The organism is Sphingopyxis sp. C-1, assembly GCF_001047015.1.
Classification (GTDB): Bacteria; Pseudomonadota; Alphaproteobacteria; order Sphingomonadales; family Sphingomonadaceae; genus Sphingopyxis.
On record NZ_BBRO01000002.1, the window covers coordinates 1304195 to 1317953 of the forward strand.

The 13759-nt window shown below is 65.6% G+C and carries 11 protein-coding genes; 5 read left to right on the forward strand and 6 right to left on the reverse strand.

The genetic code is table 11. The features are described from left to right. Positions 1 to 122: 122 nt before the first annotated feature. The 4 genes from SC1_RS20845 to SC1_RS20860 are packed head-to-tail and all read left to right on the forward strand — an operon-like array spanning position 123 to position 5576. Positions 123 to 2282 (forward strand): TonB-dependent receptor, encoded by a 2160-nt coding sequence (locus tag SC1_RS20845; protein WP_062186598.1) that lies wholly within the window; start codon positions 123 to 125, stop codon positions 2280 to 2282. After that, positions 2282 to 2899, forward strand: a complete 618-nt coding sequence (locus SC1_RS20850) for a hypothetical protein (protein ID WP_062186600.1) — start codon at positions 2282 to 2284, stop codon at positions 2897 to 2899. Before SC1_RS20845 ends, SC1_RS20850 begins: the two co-directional genes overlap by 1 nt. A 54-nt stretch (positions 2900 to 2953) precedes the next feature. Next, positions 2954 to 3745 carry a phytanoyl-CoA dioxygenase family protein gene (locus SC1_RS20855; RefSeq protein ID WP_062186602.1) on the forward strand — a complete coding sequence of 264 codons (792 nt, stop codon included), beginning with the start codon at positions 2954 to 2956 and terminating at the stop codon, positions 3743 to 3745. Positions 3746 to 3800: 55 nt separating this feature from the next. Continuing rightward, positions 3801 to 5576, forward strand: a complete 1776-nt coding sequence (locus tag SC1_RS20860; RefSeq protein WP_062186604.1) for a DUF885 family protein — start codon at positions 3801 to 3803, stop codon at positions 5574 to 5576. Positions 5577 to 5610: 34 nt separating this feature from the next. Here SC1_RS20860 and SC1_RS20865 read toward each other — a convergent pair whose 3' ends face one another. The 6 genes from SC1_RS20865 to SC1_RS20890 all read right to left on the reverse strand — a co-directional run bounded on the left by SC1_RS20865 (position 5611) and on the right by SC1_RS20890 (position 12231). Continuing rightward, positions 5611 to 6870 (reverse strand): dipeptidase, encoded by a 1260-nt coding sequence (locus SC1_RS20865; RefSeq protein WP_238586797.1) that lies wholly within the window; start codon positions 6868 to 6870, stop codon positions 5611 to 5613. A 40-nt stretch (positions 6871 to 6910) separates the two neighbouring features. Beyond that, positions 6911 to 7585, reverse strand: a complete 675-nt coding sequence (locus SC1_RS20870; RefSeq protein WP_062186607.1) for a nitroreductase family protein — start codon at positions 7583 to 7585, stop codon at positions 6911 to 6913. A 10-nt stretch (positions 7586 to 7595) separates the two neighbouring features. Next, positions 7596 to 9734: a M3 family metallopeptidase gene (locus SC1_RS20875; RefSeq protein WP_062186609.1), complete on the reverse strand. Its 2139-nt coding sequence runs from the start codon at positions 9732 to 9734 to the stop codon at positions 7596 to 7598. Then, positions 9731 to 10912: an alpha/beta fold hydrolase gene (locus tag SC1_RS20880; protein ID WP_062186611.1), complete on the reverse strand. Its 1182-nt coding sequence runs from the start codon at positions 10910 to 10912 to the stop codon at positions 9731 to 9733. Before SC1_RS20880 ends, SC1_RS20875 begins: the two co-directional genes overlap by 4 nt. A gap of 90 nt (positions 10913 to 11002) precedes the next feature. Beyond that, positions 11003 to 11581: a TetR/AcrR family transcriptional regulator gene (locus SC1_RS20885; protein ID WP_193749242.1), complete on the reverse strand. Its 579-nt coding sequence runs from the start codon at positions 11579 to 11581 to the stop codon at positions 11003 to 11005. Positions 11582 to 11613: 32 nt separating this feature from the next. Further along, positions 11614 to 12231, reverse strand: coding sequence for a hypothetical protein (locus tag SC1_RS20890; RefSeq protein WP_062186615.1), 618 nt, complete (start codon positions 12229 to 12231; stop codon positions 11614 to 11616). 140 nt (positions 12232 to 12371) lie between these two features. Here SC1_RS20890 and SC1_RS20895 point away from each other — a divergent pair, with 140 nt between their 5' ends. Further along, entirely contained in the window at positions 12372 to 13739 is a 1368-nt protein-coding gene (locus tag SC1_RS20895) for a sodium-dependent transporter (protein WP_274520283.1), read from the forward strand. The last annotated feature ends 20 nt before the right edge of the window (positions 13740 to 13759 follow it).

The following is a 13759-nucleotide window of genomic DNA, read 5'->3' on the forward strand; positions in this document are numbered from 1 at the left end:
ATTTGCAATTTTTGACAGCACCGTCCCGATACAGATGTGTATCGGAACTGGCGGGGATCGCCTCGAAGCCGGTCACGCGATGACAACGGGCACTGCGGTGCCGCAGCACGGGGGACGCCGGTATGGCAAAGATCTTCGCACTCAAAAGCGCCACTTCGATCGCTGCCGCGCTGCTCGCCAGCGCAGCGCTCGTCACCCCGGCCTACGCGCAGGACGCGGCAGCGCTGGATGCGACCGGCGACGACGAAAATGCGATCAATGCCTCGACCATCGTGGTGACCGCGAACCGCCGCGCCGAAGTCATTTCGGAAGTTCCGATCGCCATTTCGGCCATCACCGCCGAGGAGTTCGAGCGGCGCAACGCACTCAGCCTCGATGATCTCCAGGCGGCCGTGCCGGGTCTGCGCCTCGTAGACATCGGTCCGGGTTCCCAGCGCATCCAGCTGCGCGGTGTGTCGCAATATCTCGGTCAGGCGACGGTCGGGAACTACATCGACGAATTCTCGGTGACCAATCTCGGCGCGCAAGGCGTCGCGGAAGTGCAACTGCTCGATCTCGAACGGGTCGAGGTGTTGCGCGGTCCGCAACCGGCGCTTTACGGCGAAAGCTCGATGGGCGGGACGATCCGCTACATCACCGCCCGACCGGATCTCGACGAATTCATGGGATCGGTGACCGGCGAGGTCAGCACCATCAAGAGCGGCGAGGAAGCCTATCGCGCCGAAGGCTTCGTCAACGTCCCGATCGCGCCGGGCGTGGCTGCGCTGCGCATTTCGGCCCAGCACCGCGAGATGGGTGGCTGGATCGACAGCCCCACGGCAGACGACTATAATGATCGCCAGATTACCACCATCCGCGGAAAGCTGCTGGTCGAACCGAGTCCGCAGTTCTCGGTGACGGCGACCGTGCTCTACAACGAATCCAAGCAGGACAGCGTCAGCTTCTCGCTTGACGGTCTCAACACCGCGCAGACGAGCCTGACGCCTTCCTCGCAGGAATACCTGCTCGGATATCTTGAGGCGAGCTATGATTTCGGTGCGGTCGAGCTGCTCAGTGTCACGGGCTATATCGACCAGAACAGCTTCGCACGCCGCGACATCGCGCCGTTCTTCAACACCGTGTTCGGCTTTCCCGCCTTCGGCCAGGTGTTCTCCGATGCCGACGGCAGCTTCGAGCGGTTCTCGCAGGAACTTCGCCTGACTTCGGACAGTTCGGGCAGCTTCCGTTACCTGATCGGCGGGATCTATGCCGAGGGAACCGGAGAGGGTGTTGCGACGTCGACCTACCGGCCTGCGCCGATTCCCGCCTTCGGGATCTTCGACGATCGCTTCGACAGCCGCACCCGCAGCGAGACGATTGCGGTCTACGGTAACCTCGAGCTCGATCTGGCCGACTGGCTGACGATCGAGGCCGGAGGGCGCTATTTCCGCGAGAAGCTCGAACAGAGCTCGGTGACGACGCTCATCGGTGCGGGCGGCCCGGGAAACAATGTCGTGACGACGCGAGGGGATGACGCCACCTTCGACACCTTCAATCCGCGGGTCTCGATCACCGCCAATTTCGATGGTTCGATCATCTATGCCTCGGCCGCCAAGGGATTCCGTTCGGGCGGGTTCAACCTCGCGCCGCAGGCTCCCAACCCGACCTTCGATCCGGAAAGCCTGTGGACCTACGAGGCCGGCACCAAGCTGTCGTTCCTCGACGGTGCGGCCTATGTCGAGGCGGCGATCTACTATCAGGATTACACCGGCATCCAGTCGACCAACATCACGCCGCTGGGCGCTACGGCGGTGTTCAACTCGGGCGCGGCTGACGGCTTCGGTTTCGACCTCGCGCTCGTCCTGACCCCGAGCGACACCTTCCAGTTCAGCGCCTCGATGGGCCACAATGATGTCAACTTCACCACCAATGCGGTGGACAAGTTCGCAGGCGATCCGCTCGACCTCGTGCCGCCCTACAACATCTCGGTCGCGGCCGACTGGACACCGCGCGTGTCTGACAGCTTCGACCTGCGCGTTCATGCCGACCTCAACTATATCGACGAGGCCGCGATCATCCTGCGCCAGGTCGGCGCACTGGGCTTCGACACGGTCGCGCCGAACGAATCGCGTGTGCTCGTCAACAGCCGGATCGGGGTCGATTTCGGCGCATTCGAGGTCTATGCCTTCGGCACCAACCTGTTCAACGAGCTGAAGGAAGTGAACCCGGACTTCGGCGCTTTCGTCGAACCGATCTTCACCCAGCCGCGCACGCTCGGCCTGGGCGTGCGGGCGAACTTCTGATGCGCAGGAGCCAGCACCAGTCGCGGGCGGGCGTTTTCGGCCTCGTCGCCGCACTGGCGCTGGTCACGCCTTCGCTCGTCTTCGCGAATGAAGGGGAGGCGGCGGCAGAGCCTGCCGTCCCGCTTCATTTTGTCGACAACTTCACCCAGGCCTTCGCCGTTCCGCCCGATTTCCTGTGGGCCGAGCTCAAGCGGATGTATATCGACGGCAACAAGTATCGCGATCTCGGCTTTGTGATGGAGATGATCGCGCCATCCCCGCAGTCGCCCCTCGGGGGAACCTTCGCCACGCGAATGGAAGGGGCGGAGCTGGACCGGCGCGAGGCGAATTTCATTCGTATCGACGACAAGGAACGCTTCCTCGCTTTGCGCGCCGCCTATAACAACGGCATTGTGGCGCTGGTCAGCTACGATGTGCGGGCATCGGGCGAAAGCGGCTCGCTGATGCAGCTCATCGTCCATGCGCGCCAGCCGCTTTCGGCGGCGGGACAGGTGGACGGGCAAGCCGCACGCGCCGAGGCGGAGGCGCTGGCCGCGTTCCATTACACCGAGCTGGAACGGATGTGGGCTGCCGAAGCGGTGCGGATCGAAAAGCTCTACCGCGAACAGGTGAACTGACCGGAGGCGGCATCGCGCGTTCGGTGGGGGACCGGGCAGGCACCAGGAGAGGCCATGCTGAACGAATTCACGATCGCAGACTATCGCCGGACCGGAGTGGCGCTGGTGCGCAGCGTCTTGCCCTCTGACTGGATCGAGCGTTTGGCACAGTCCACGGACGTGGCGCTGGCCACTTCGCCCGAGGATGCCGAGATCTACGAAGGAACCCGCGAACAGCCGCTGTCCTACGGCGAATTGCAGGCCTGGAAACGGGTCGATGGATTCCGTGAGGCTGTCCACGAAGGGACCCTCGCGCGGATCGCAGCCGAATGCATGGGATCGGTCAGCGCGCGGTTCTACTACGACCAACTGCTCGTGAAGGAGCCGGGATCGGTTCGGCGCACCCCGTGGCATCAGGACATTCCCTATTGGAAGGTGTCGGGCCACCAGATCTGTTCGCTGTGGCTGGCGCTCGACCGCATACCGGGTAGCGCCGCGCTCGAATTCGTGGCCGGTTCGCACCATTGGGGGGAGCACAATCCGCAGCACTTCACCGATGCCTCGCCCTATGCGGACACGGGCCTTGCCGCGCTGCCCGATATCGAGAAAGATCGCGCCGCCCACGACATCCTCGCCTTCGATCTCGAGCCGGGCGACGCGCTGATATTCCATGCGGCGATTGTCCACGGCGCTCCGCCGGCAGGACCGAGCGGAAGGCGGCGCGCGTGGTCGACCCGTTGGCTGGGGGATGATGCCGTGTTCGCGGACAAGCCCGGCGAGCGCGCCTTTCCGGCAGAAGAGGAGGGACTGGTGCATGGCCAGCCCTATGCCGGGTCGGATTACCCGTTGATCTTCGAGAGGACCTGACGCGATGACAGCAACAGCACGTGCAGCCACCCGGGGCACTCTTGGGCGCGGGCTGATGATCGCTGTCGCCGCAGCCTGTCTTTCAGCCTGCACATCGGCACAGGGCACCGCCAACGGCCCCCTCGCCGCTGCGGCGCCTTCCGCTTCGGCGCGCGAGGTAACGGCGCTGCACGACGAGATGGCAAGCGCCTTGCGGCCCTTCGATGTAGCGCTGCGCGACCTCTACGGCGATCCCATGCCGGTGCTGGCGCCCGACAGCCTCGACCATGTGCAGGACATCGCGGCGCAGGGCGCGTCTTTCAGGGCGCGTCTCGAAGCGATCCCGGCGAGCGGCCTTGGCGAGGCGGACCGGCAGACCCGCGACTATCTCATCGCGCTCGCCGAGGGCATGGAGAGTTACCCGCAGTTCTGGCTCTATTCCTTTCCGCTCACCCCGTATTCCGGCGGCTGGCGGCACAATTCCATCCGCCAGGCGGCGATCGCCACCCGGCTCGAAACAACCGCCGAGCGCGCGCACTACATCGCGGCATTGCAGGCCTATGCGGCCCATGTCCGCTCGCAGGCCGACAAGCTCGACCTGCAGGCGGCGCGGGGCATCCGCATTGCCCGTCCGGCCATTCCCGGCGCGCGCCGTGTCGCCGCCAATCTGGCAGCGGCTTCCTCCGCCTTCATCCCGGACCCGGCGCGGCTCGGAACGGCCGATGCGGCGACACGGACGGCGTTCCTCGATGAGGTGACGGCGCAGGTCGAAGGAGCGATCGCGCCCGCCTTCACGGCGCTCGGCGCGAAGCTCGACGCGGATTACGAGGCCGCCGCGCCGGAGCGTCCGGGTCTGATGTGGCAGGCGGGCGGGGCGGAGCATTACCGCGCGCTCGCCCGGCTGCACACCGGCACGGACCTTTCGCCGGAGGAGATCCATGCGATCGGCCGGCAGATCCTGCGCGATGCGAGGATGGAACTGGCAGACATCAAGCGCTCGGTCGGCTTCGAAGGCAGCGACCGCGATTTCGCCGCGCTGGTCGATGCCGACCCGCGTTTCTCGGCCTCCACTCCGGCCGAGGTCGAGGCCCATTTCCGCCGCGCCATGGAGCGGATCGAACCCGTCCTGCCGCGCTATTTCTCGCTCCTGCCCAAGGCGCCTTACACCGTCGAGCGTGCACCGAAAGAGGTCGAGCAGGGCATGACCTTCGGCTATTACCGCTCGCCCACGCCCGAACAGCCGGTCGGCGCCTATATCTACAACGGGTCGTCGCCCGAGACGACGTCCTATGCCAATGCCGCCGCGCTGATCTATCACGAGCTGCTGCCCGGCCATCACTTCCAGATCGCCCTGCAACTGGAGAACGAGGACCTGCCCGCCCTGCGCCGGGCCAATTCCTTCACTTACCGCAACGCCTATGTCGAAGGCTGGGCCGAATACGCCGCCGATCTGGCCGACGAGATGGGCATGTATGCCTCGCCCTACGAACGCTTCGGGCGGCTCTATTCGAAGATGTTCCTCGCCAACCGGCTGGTGGTCGACACCGGGCTCAACGCGCTCGGCTGGACCCACGCGGAGGCGCGCGCCTTCATGAAGGCCAACACTTTCGCCTCCGATGGCGAGATCGAGAGCGAGCTGCTGCGCTATTCGACCGACATTCCGGGCCAGGCGCTGTCCTACGCGATGGGCCAGCGCGAACTGCTGCGGATGCGCGACGAGGCGCGCGCCGCTCTGGGTGAGCGGTTCAGCTTCCCCGCGTTCCATGCCGCAGTGCTGTCACCCGGCTCGCTGCCGATGGACCTGCTGGATGCGCACCTGAAGCGGTGGCAGGCGCAGCAGCGCGCAGACTAGGGCAATCCGGGCATGGCTTACCCGCCATGCGCGATCATTCGGATGCGGCATCGTCTATCGCGATAGTGGCCAGCGAGGGCGGACGACTAGCCTGGAGCCGTGCGGCGGCCTGTTCGGCCTCGCGCATCACGCGCAGGAAATTGCCGTGGGCAAGAGCGGCGAGGTCCGGCTCGCTCCAGCTGCGGCGACGCAGTTCGGCGATCAGCGCGGGATAGCGCGACACGTCCTCGAGCCCCTCGGTGACGTCTGGCGGCCCTGCACCGAAGAAGTCGCTGCCGATCCCGACATGCGCCTTGCCGGCGACTTTCGCGACATGTTCGACATGGTCGGCGACGTCCGCGATGGTCGACATCGGCGGTTCGCCGTATTCCGTCCGGTGAGCTTCCAGCACGGTGCGGAACTCCGCCTCGCTTGTGATCGTCGCGATCTTTTCTTCGAGCGGCTTGTCGTGCACGCGCCGGGCGTCGTTTACGTAGGGCGGGATGAAGGTCACCATCACGATCCCGCCATTCGCGGCGACCCGCCGCAGAACGTCATCGGGCACGTTCCGGGGGTGCGGGGTGAGGGCGAAGGCCGAGGAATGCGAGAAGATCACCGGCGCCTCCGCCACGTCGAGCGCATCGTTCATCGCATCGGCCGATACGTGCGACAGGTCGACCAGCATGCCGAGCCGGTTCATCTCGCGCACAACTTCCGTGCCGAAGCGCGTCAAACCTCCGTGCCGCGGCGGCGAGGTGGCGGAATCCGCCCAGTCATGCCCCGCCGAATGGGTAAGCGTGGCGTAACGCACTCCCAGATCGTAATAGGCGCGCAGCACCGCCATGGAATTTGCGATGGGATGCGCACCCTCCATGCCGAGCAAAGACGCGATCCGTCCTTGGGCGCGTGCCTTCTCGATGTCGGCAACGCTGAGCGCGAGGGCGAAATCGTCATATCCGGCGATCATCCGCCGGGCGATGTCGATCTGTTCGAGCTGGTAACGCACCGCTTCCAGCCCGCTGAGGCCCGAGGGTACGTAGACCGACCAGAACTGCGCCCCGACATTCCCCGCGCGCAGCTTGGGAATGTCGGTATCGCCGTCGCCCCGAACCCCGAGATCGATCTTTCCAAGATCGCCGCCGGTCTTTTCGCGGAGCACGAGGGGCAGGTCATTGTGCCCGTCGATGATCCAGATTTCGGCATTGTCTTCCTGCACCGGCTGCGCGCATAGTACGCTCCCAGATACGAGCAGGCTGCCGAACAGGGCCGGTGCCATCATCCCGAGTAGCCGCCTGAAATATGCCTTCCGGATCATTGCGACACGTCCTTCTCGTTGGGGTTGGTAGGGACCCGTTTCAGATGAACGATGAAATCATCTCGAGCGGCTTCTTGTTGAGCGCATGGACCGGCATGCTCGCCGTTTCGGCCGGATAACCGACCACCAGCAGCAGGTAGGGCTTCTCGCTCTTCGGACGGCCGCAAAGGTCGTTGAGGAAGGTCATCGGCTTGGGCGTATGGGTAAGCATGCACAGCCCCGCGTGATGGAGGGCGGCGATCAGGAAACCCATCGCGATTCCGACGGATTCCGGAACATAGTAGTTCTGCCGTTCGCCATCCTCGACAATCCCGCCCTTGCGCTGTCCGAAGATGGCGATGATCCACGGGGCATGCTCGAGATAAGGCTTGTGCGCATCCGTGCCGAGCGGGGCGAGGGCGTCGAGCCATACTTCGCCCGCCTTGCCGGCGTAGAATTCGCGCTCCTCCTTCTCGGCAAGTTCGCGCAGGACGCGCTTCTTCTCGTCCGAGCCGATCGCGCAGAAATGCCACGGCTGGTGGTTTGCTCCGCTCGGGGCGAGGCCGGCCGTGGCGATGGCTGCCTCGATCACCGCGCGATCGACGGGACGGTCGGAAAACTCGCGGACCGTGTGGCGCTGTTTCATCCGGGCGAGGAACGCCTCGGCCTCACCCAGCATCTCGGCGGGCGGGCGTTCGGCATAGTCGATCAGCGGCACGCAATCATGTTCTTTCACCGCCTGTTCCTCACTCTGTCGCTGCGCCGCCGTCCAGCCCGAAGCGCCGGATCAGTGCCGCCTCGTCGGGCGCGCGCCCGTGGAATTCGCGGTAGGTCTGCTCGATCGGCACCCGGTTGGCGCGCGAGAGCACGGTCTCGAAATAGTCCTCGCCAACCCCGCGATCATGGAAGCCTTGCGGTGCGCGCAGGAACACCTCAGCAAGGTCCGCAGCAAGTATGTCCGACCACAGGTAGGTATAGACATTGGCGGCATATTCGCGCGACCAGATGTGGACTGCGGCCGAGGCGCGCATGGTCGGATTGGCCGAGGCGGGAAAGCCGCGTTCCGAAAGCTGCTCTTGCTCGAAGGCATTCACGTCGGCGATCTCGCCTGCGGCCCGGTGCAGCTTGAGATCGACCAGCGCCAGCGCCATGAATTCGGGATTGACGCTGAAGACCCGCTCGTACTGCCGCGCCGCGCGCAGGTTTTCGCGCATGGCCGGAGACATGACCGCGCCGGTGAGGTGATGCGGCAGCCGGTCGAGCGTGCGGTCGGTCAGCAGCCACCTCTCGTTGAGCAGCGAGGGCACCTCGACGAAATCCCACGGCACGGTCAGCGCGGCGGTCCCGTTGTAGCTGGCCGTGCTGGCCAGCATGTGGAGCACGTGCCCGAATTCGTGGAACAGCACGTTGGCATATTCGAAGGGCAGCAGGATTTCCTCGCCCTCGGCAGACGGGGGCGGGCTTGAATGGAGCGCGATCACCGGCAGTTCGCCGGGCGCGAGATCCCCTGCCGGGCGATATTGCGCCGCCCACGAGCCTTGCGGCTTTTCGGGCCGGGGGCGGATATCGAGATAGACGATCCCGGCAGGCTTGCCGTCGCGCCGGGCGAGATAGACCTCGATATCGGGGCTGATGGTAGGCACGCCCGACAGGCGCTCGAAGCTGTAGCCGTAGGCGTCTCCGGCTGCGGCAAAAAAGGCATCGCGCACGGCCGGCAGGGGGAAATGGGCGGCGACTTCCTGCGGATCGATGCCGAAGCGTTCGCGGGTCAGGCGGTCGAGGTAGTGGATGCGATCCCAGGCCTCGATCGTCGCGATCCCGTCGGCGCGGGCAAGCGCGGTCAGCTCCTCGACCCGCCGGGCATCGGCGGCCATGACCGCGTCCCAGTTGGCATCGAGGATCGCCTGCGCGCGCTCCGGCGTTCCGACCATGCGCGAGGAGAGGACCTGATCGGCATAGGTGGGATAGCCGAGCAGGCGGGCCTTGGCCTTGCGTAGTTCGAGGATGCGGGCGGCGACGGGGCGGTTGTCGAACTCTCCCGGGGTCGCGCCGCGGTCCATCCATCGCTGCCAGACGACCCGGCGTGTCTCGCGGTCGCGGACGTGGGTCTGGACGGCGAAGACCTGCGGGCGCTGGTTGGGTATGGCGAACTGCCCCTCGCGCCCCTGCTTGGCGGCCAGCACTGCCGCGGCGTCCATCAGGGGCTGGGGCAAACCGTCGAGGCGCGCGGAGTTGTCGAAGAAGGTGAACTGCACGGCGGCTTCGCGGCCAAGGTTCTGGGCGATCTGTGTGCGCAGCCGGGCGAGCTCGGCATCGATCTCGGCAAGGCGCGCGCGGTCTTCCGCCGCCAGCCCCGCGCCGGCCCGGCTCATCGCTGCATGGGTGAGTTCCGTCAGGCGGGCCTGTTCCGCATCCTCGGTGCCTTGCGGCAGGTCGCGGTAAACCGCCCGGACCCTTGCGAACAGCGCCGGATCGCTGAGCGCCTCGGCGAGCGCTTCGTCGTTCTTCGCCACCAGGTCGGGGCCGACCTTGCGCCATTCCTCGGTGCCGTGGGTGGTGAGATGGATGCGCAGCACGCTCATCAGCCGCCGCAGCCGCCGCCCTGCACGGTCGAGCGGGGCGATGGTGTTGACGAAGCTCGGCGGCGCGGGATTGTCGGCAATCGCGGCGAGTTCGCGGCGATATTCGGCCACCGCTTCCGGGATTTGCTCCGCCAGCGCCGAGGGCGTGGAACGATCGATCGGCGGCAGGTGCCACTCGCCCTCCCACTTGGCGAGGTCGGTCGTCTCGGATTGCTGCGCCGCCGAGACTGCATCCGCCTGTGCAGCGCCCGGCATCGCCAGCGCGAGCACGAGTGGTCCGAGTGCGGTCGCGAGCCTCGTCATGGCTGCGCCGGAGAGGCAAGCTCGGCCGTCGCCTGTTCTTCGGGGGCGTAGGTCCCGGCCGCGATTTGCCGCAGCACGTCGATCGTGAACTGCGGATGCTCGTAGAGGAAATTGTGGCTCGAATTCTCGGGCGCGACGATGCGGACCGAGTTCTCCGAATAATCGAGATAGCGTTCGCGCGCGACGGCATAGAAGCGCTGCAAGCGCATCGCCTCGCGTTCCTCGGCATTCCTGAAGGTGGAAACGTCGTTTATGCCCACCGAGTTCTGGGGCGCGAACAGGTAAAGCGGCATGTTGCCGAGTTCACCCTCGAAGAACCCGGTCTCGTAACCGACGGCGGCCATGCCCTGCGGGGTCAGTTCGCGGAAGATCGAATGGGCCGCCAGCTGGGCCCGAGGACGGGTGCTGTAGGCCTTCTGGATCGCATCGGCCTCGCCCATGGTCGCGGCGATCTTGCGCTCAAGTTCCTGATAGGCCGGGGGCAATTCGGGTTCGCCCTTGAGCTTCTGGTAGTCCAACCCGAAGAGCCGGAAGAAGCCGTTCCACCACGGATCGGACGAGAGCGCCGACAGCTCGTCGAGCCGCGGGCCGTAGAGGATCACGTCGGGCGGGGTGGCGTCCATTACCACCAGCGACTGGACGCGCTCGGGCCGCAGCCGCGCCATGTTGGCTGCCAGCAATCCGCCGAAGGAATGGCCGGCCAGCATGACCGGGCCTTTTGCTCCGGCCTTGTCGAGCACATCCCACATCTGCTTCGCTTCGCCCGCGGTCGAGAGCGGGAAGGTGGCAGGACCGCTCCAGCCCATGCCCGGCCGATCGATCAGGACGCTGCGGTAATCCTGCTTGAGCGCGTCATGGATGAAGCGCATCGAGGTGCCCGGCGCGTGTCCGCCGCCGAACAGGACGATCGTCGGCCCTTCGTTCTGCGGACCCTCCGCCAGCACGTGGATGCGCTGGCCGTCGACCTCGACGAAGGTGCCGGGCGCCGGGTAGAGGCGCTCCATTTCGGCGACGCGGTAGAGATGCACGCCGCTGCCTATCGCCATCACCAGCGCGAGCAAGCCGAAAGGGGCGGCGACCCACCACCGCCTGACGATAAGCCACAGCAGCCCTCCCATGGCCAGTACCGCGGCCGCGAAGACCAGACCTGCCCAGTCATTGCTCAGTAAAGCGTGCATATCGTGATGTCCTCCCCGCCGTCCGCCTGCCCGGCGCGATACACATCTGTATCGCGCGCGCCGCAGTTTTGCAAGCGTGCCGCGCTCGCCTCAGTCGTATCCGCACATGACGCGGGTGTAGTGCGGTCGCATCGCCTTGCGCTGCTCGGCAGTCTCGCAGAGGTCGAGCGTGTAGTAGCCGATCTGGTGAAAGTAGATGATCCGCGCCCGGGCCTCGGCATCGTCCGGCATGAACCCGTCTTCAAGATAGATGTCCGCGATCGCGCGGATCCGGCCGAGGTCGACGATGCGGACGCGTTCGCGAACCGGCTCCTCGATCCGCGCCCATTGCCTGATCGCGGCCTCAAGCCGGGGATCGAACTGCTTTTCCTCCAACCACAGGTCGATCAGCCGGTCGATCCGCTCGCGCATCGTGCCGGGTTCGGCCAGCCGGTCGAGGAAGTGGCGCGCGTTCGAGCTTTCCCAGTCCAGCAGCAGGTGATCGAGCAGGTCCTGCCGGTTCTGGAAGCGCCAGTAGAAGCCGCCGCGGGTCACGCCGAGGCGGTTGGCCAGCGGATTGATCTGGACGGCAGCGACGCCCCCTTCGATGAGCATTTCGCGCGCCGCAGCGATCCAGTCCTTCTCGACCGGCGTATCCCGGTCGCGGGTCAACTGTTTGGTCGAAGTCATCGCCGGCATCATCGTGCGAGCCGTCGCGAGAGTCAATTCAGTGCCTCGATGATGGCCTTCTCCCGCTGCATGATTTCCGCGACTTCGGAATTGTGGAAGGCGATGTCGGCAGCCATCTTCTCGGCGACGTAGGCAGCATCGAGTTCGCCGCCCTCGGGCTTGCGCACTGGCCACTTGGTCTGGATGACGGTCTGGTAGATCGACGCTTCAGCGCCATCGGGGCGCACCTGATGGACGACATATACCGGAACGGGATTCTCCAGCCCGATCATCACCGACAGCAGGTGGGCCTTGTCGTCGACCGCCGAAACCAGGATGGTCACTTGAGGACGGGTGGTGTCGCCCTCGCGGACGCCGCGCACCCCGCCAAGCCAAGCGGTCGGGTCGCCGACGACCTCCGAAACCTCAAAGCCCTGCTGGCGCATGCGTTCGCCCTCGACATAGAGCCGCTTGATGTGTTCCCAGACCACCTCAACAGGCTTTTCCACGCGCATTTCGTAGTGATCGGTGAAGGGCGCGAGCAGCACTTCGGGCGCTGCAGGTGCCTCCGGCGCAGCCTCGACCCCCCGAGCGCCGCGCGCATGCCCCGGCGTGGCAAGTATGCCCGCGCACGCGGCGAGGGCAATGCAGAGAAAGTGGGTGGTTTTCATGATTTTCTCTCCTTGCGCGCTAGAACGGATTGCCAACGGCGGCGCGGGGTGCAAGAATACATGTCTGTATCGGGCTGTCAATGTCGGGGGAAGTCAGTGGACGTGGAATCGATGATGCCGGGCGGAGGGGACCTAAACCGATGAGCGGACCGGTCCCCGAGGGCGGCAAGAAATGGTCCTCGCGCCTCATGTTCCTCATCGCCGCGATTGGTTACGCGGTCGGTCTCGGCAACCTGTGGCGCTTTCCCTATCTGGCAGGGCAGAACGGCGGGGGTGCGTTCATCCTGCTGTACGTCGGAGCGGTCTTTGTAATCGGCCTGCCGCTCGTAATCGCCGAGCTGGGGATCGGACGCAAGGGCGGCGCCGATCCTGCCCGGGCATGGCAGCAGGTCACCAAGGATGAGGGCCGCTCGCCATTATGGAGCGTGGTCGGCTATCTCGGGGTGGGTGCGAGCTTCCTCGTCGTCTCTTTTTATTGCGTCATCGGCGGATGGACGCTCGCCTTTGCCTCGAACGCGGTGAGCACGGTGGCCGGTTTCGGGGGCACGCTGGACTTCGCGGCCCTGCTTGCCGATCCGTGGGCGCTGACGGCGTGGCAGACCGCATTCATCACTATCAACCTCATGATCATCCGGCTGGGCCTCCGGAATGGTCTGGAGCGGGCAATGGCGGTGATGATGCCGATGCTTGCATTGACCCTTTTCGGCATGCTCGCCATCGCGGCATTTCAACCCGGGTTCGTCCCGGCTCTCGAGTTCCTGTTTGCGGTCAATCCCGATCACCTCACGTGGGACAGCGCGATCAAGGCGGTGGGGCATGCCTTCTTTTCGGTCGGCGTGGCTGCCGGGGTCATGGTCACCTATGGCGGTTATCTCGGTCCGCAGGACAGGATCGGGCGGCTTGCCGCGATCATAGTCCTGGCACAGACCGTCGTCGCCCTACTGGCCGGGCTGGTGATCTTTCCCTTCGTTTTTTCCGTGGGCCTTGATCCGACCGAAGGGCCGACCCTGCTTTTCGTAACGATGCAGACCGTCTTTGCCACACTGCCGGGTGGCGCGTGGCTCGCCGCGGTGTTCTTCATGCTGGTGGTGATGGCCGCCGTCACATCGAGCGTCGCTCTGTTCGAGATGCTGGCAGCGATCGGCGAGGCGCGGGGCATGTCCCGCGGGCCACTCCTGGGCGGCGCGGGGGCGGCGTTGTGGGCGATAGGGATCGGTACGGTGGTTTCGTTCAATCTCGCGGCCGACTGGCACCCGCTGGCCGGCGTGCCGCTGCTTGCCGAGGCCAATTTCTTCGGGGTGCTCGATATCCTGACCTCGACAATCGCGATGCCGCTCGGAGGCTTGCTGACCGCGATATTCGCCGGGTGGTTCGTGTCCCGTGAAAGCTGGGGGCGGATGCTCGGCTGGCCAGCCGATAGCCGGGTGCTGGCAGGCTGGCTCGTGCTGCTGCGCATCCCTGTCCCCCTAATCCTCATTGCGACCCTTGCCGCCGGGCTGATGGCATGATGGGTTGGATGGTGGTTGCC

Coding starts and splice junctions, on each gene's coding strand:
- SC1_RS20845 (WP_062186598.1), top strand. CDS start 123: ATGGCAAAGATCTTCGCACTCAAAAGCGCCACTTCGATCGCTGCCGCG.
- SC1_RS20850 (WP_062186600.1), top strand. CDS start 2,282: ATGCGCAGGAGCCAGCACCAGTCGCGGGCGGGCGTTTTCGGCCTCGTC.
- SC1_RS20855 (WP_062186602.1), top strand. CDS start 2,954: ATGCTGAACGAATTCACGATCGCAGACTATCGCCGGACCGGAGTGGCG.
- SC1_RS20860 (WP_062186604.1), top strand. CDS start 3,801: ATGATCGCTGTCGCCGCAGCCTGTCTTTCAGCCTGCACATCGGCACAG.
- SC1_RS20865 (WP_238586797.1), bottom strand. CDS start 6,870: ATGATCCGGAAGGCATATTTCAGGCGGCTACTCGGGATGATGGCACCG.
- SC1_RS20875 (WP_062186609.1), bottom strand. CDS start 9,734: ATGACGAGGCTCGCGACCGCACTCGGACCACTCGTGCTCGCGCTGGCG.
- SC1_RS20880 (WP_062186611.1), bottom strand. CDS start 10,912: ATGCACGCTTTACTGAGCAATGACTGGGCAGGTCTGGTCTTCGCGGCC.
- SC1_RS20885 (WP_193749242.1), bottom strand. CDS start 11,581: ATGACTTCGACCAAACAGTTGACCCGCGACCGGGATACGCCGGTCGAG.
- SC1_RS20890 (WP_062186615.1), bottom strand. CDS start 12,231: ATGAAAACCACCCACTTTCTCTGCATTGCCCTCGCCGCGTGCGCGGGC.
- SC1_RS20895 (WP_274520283.1), top strand. CDS start 12,372: ATGAGCGGACCGGTCCCCGAGGGCGGCAAGAAATGGTCCTCGCGCCTC.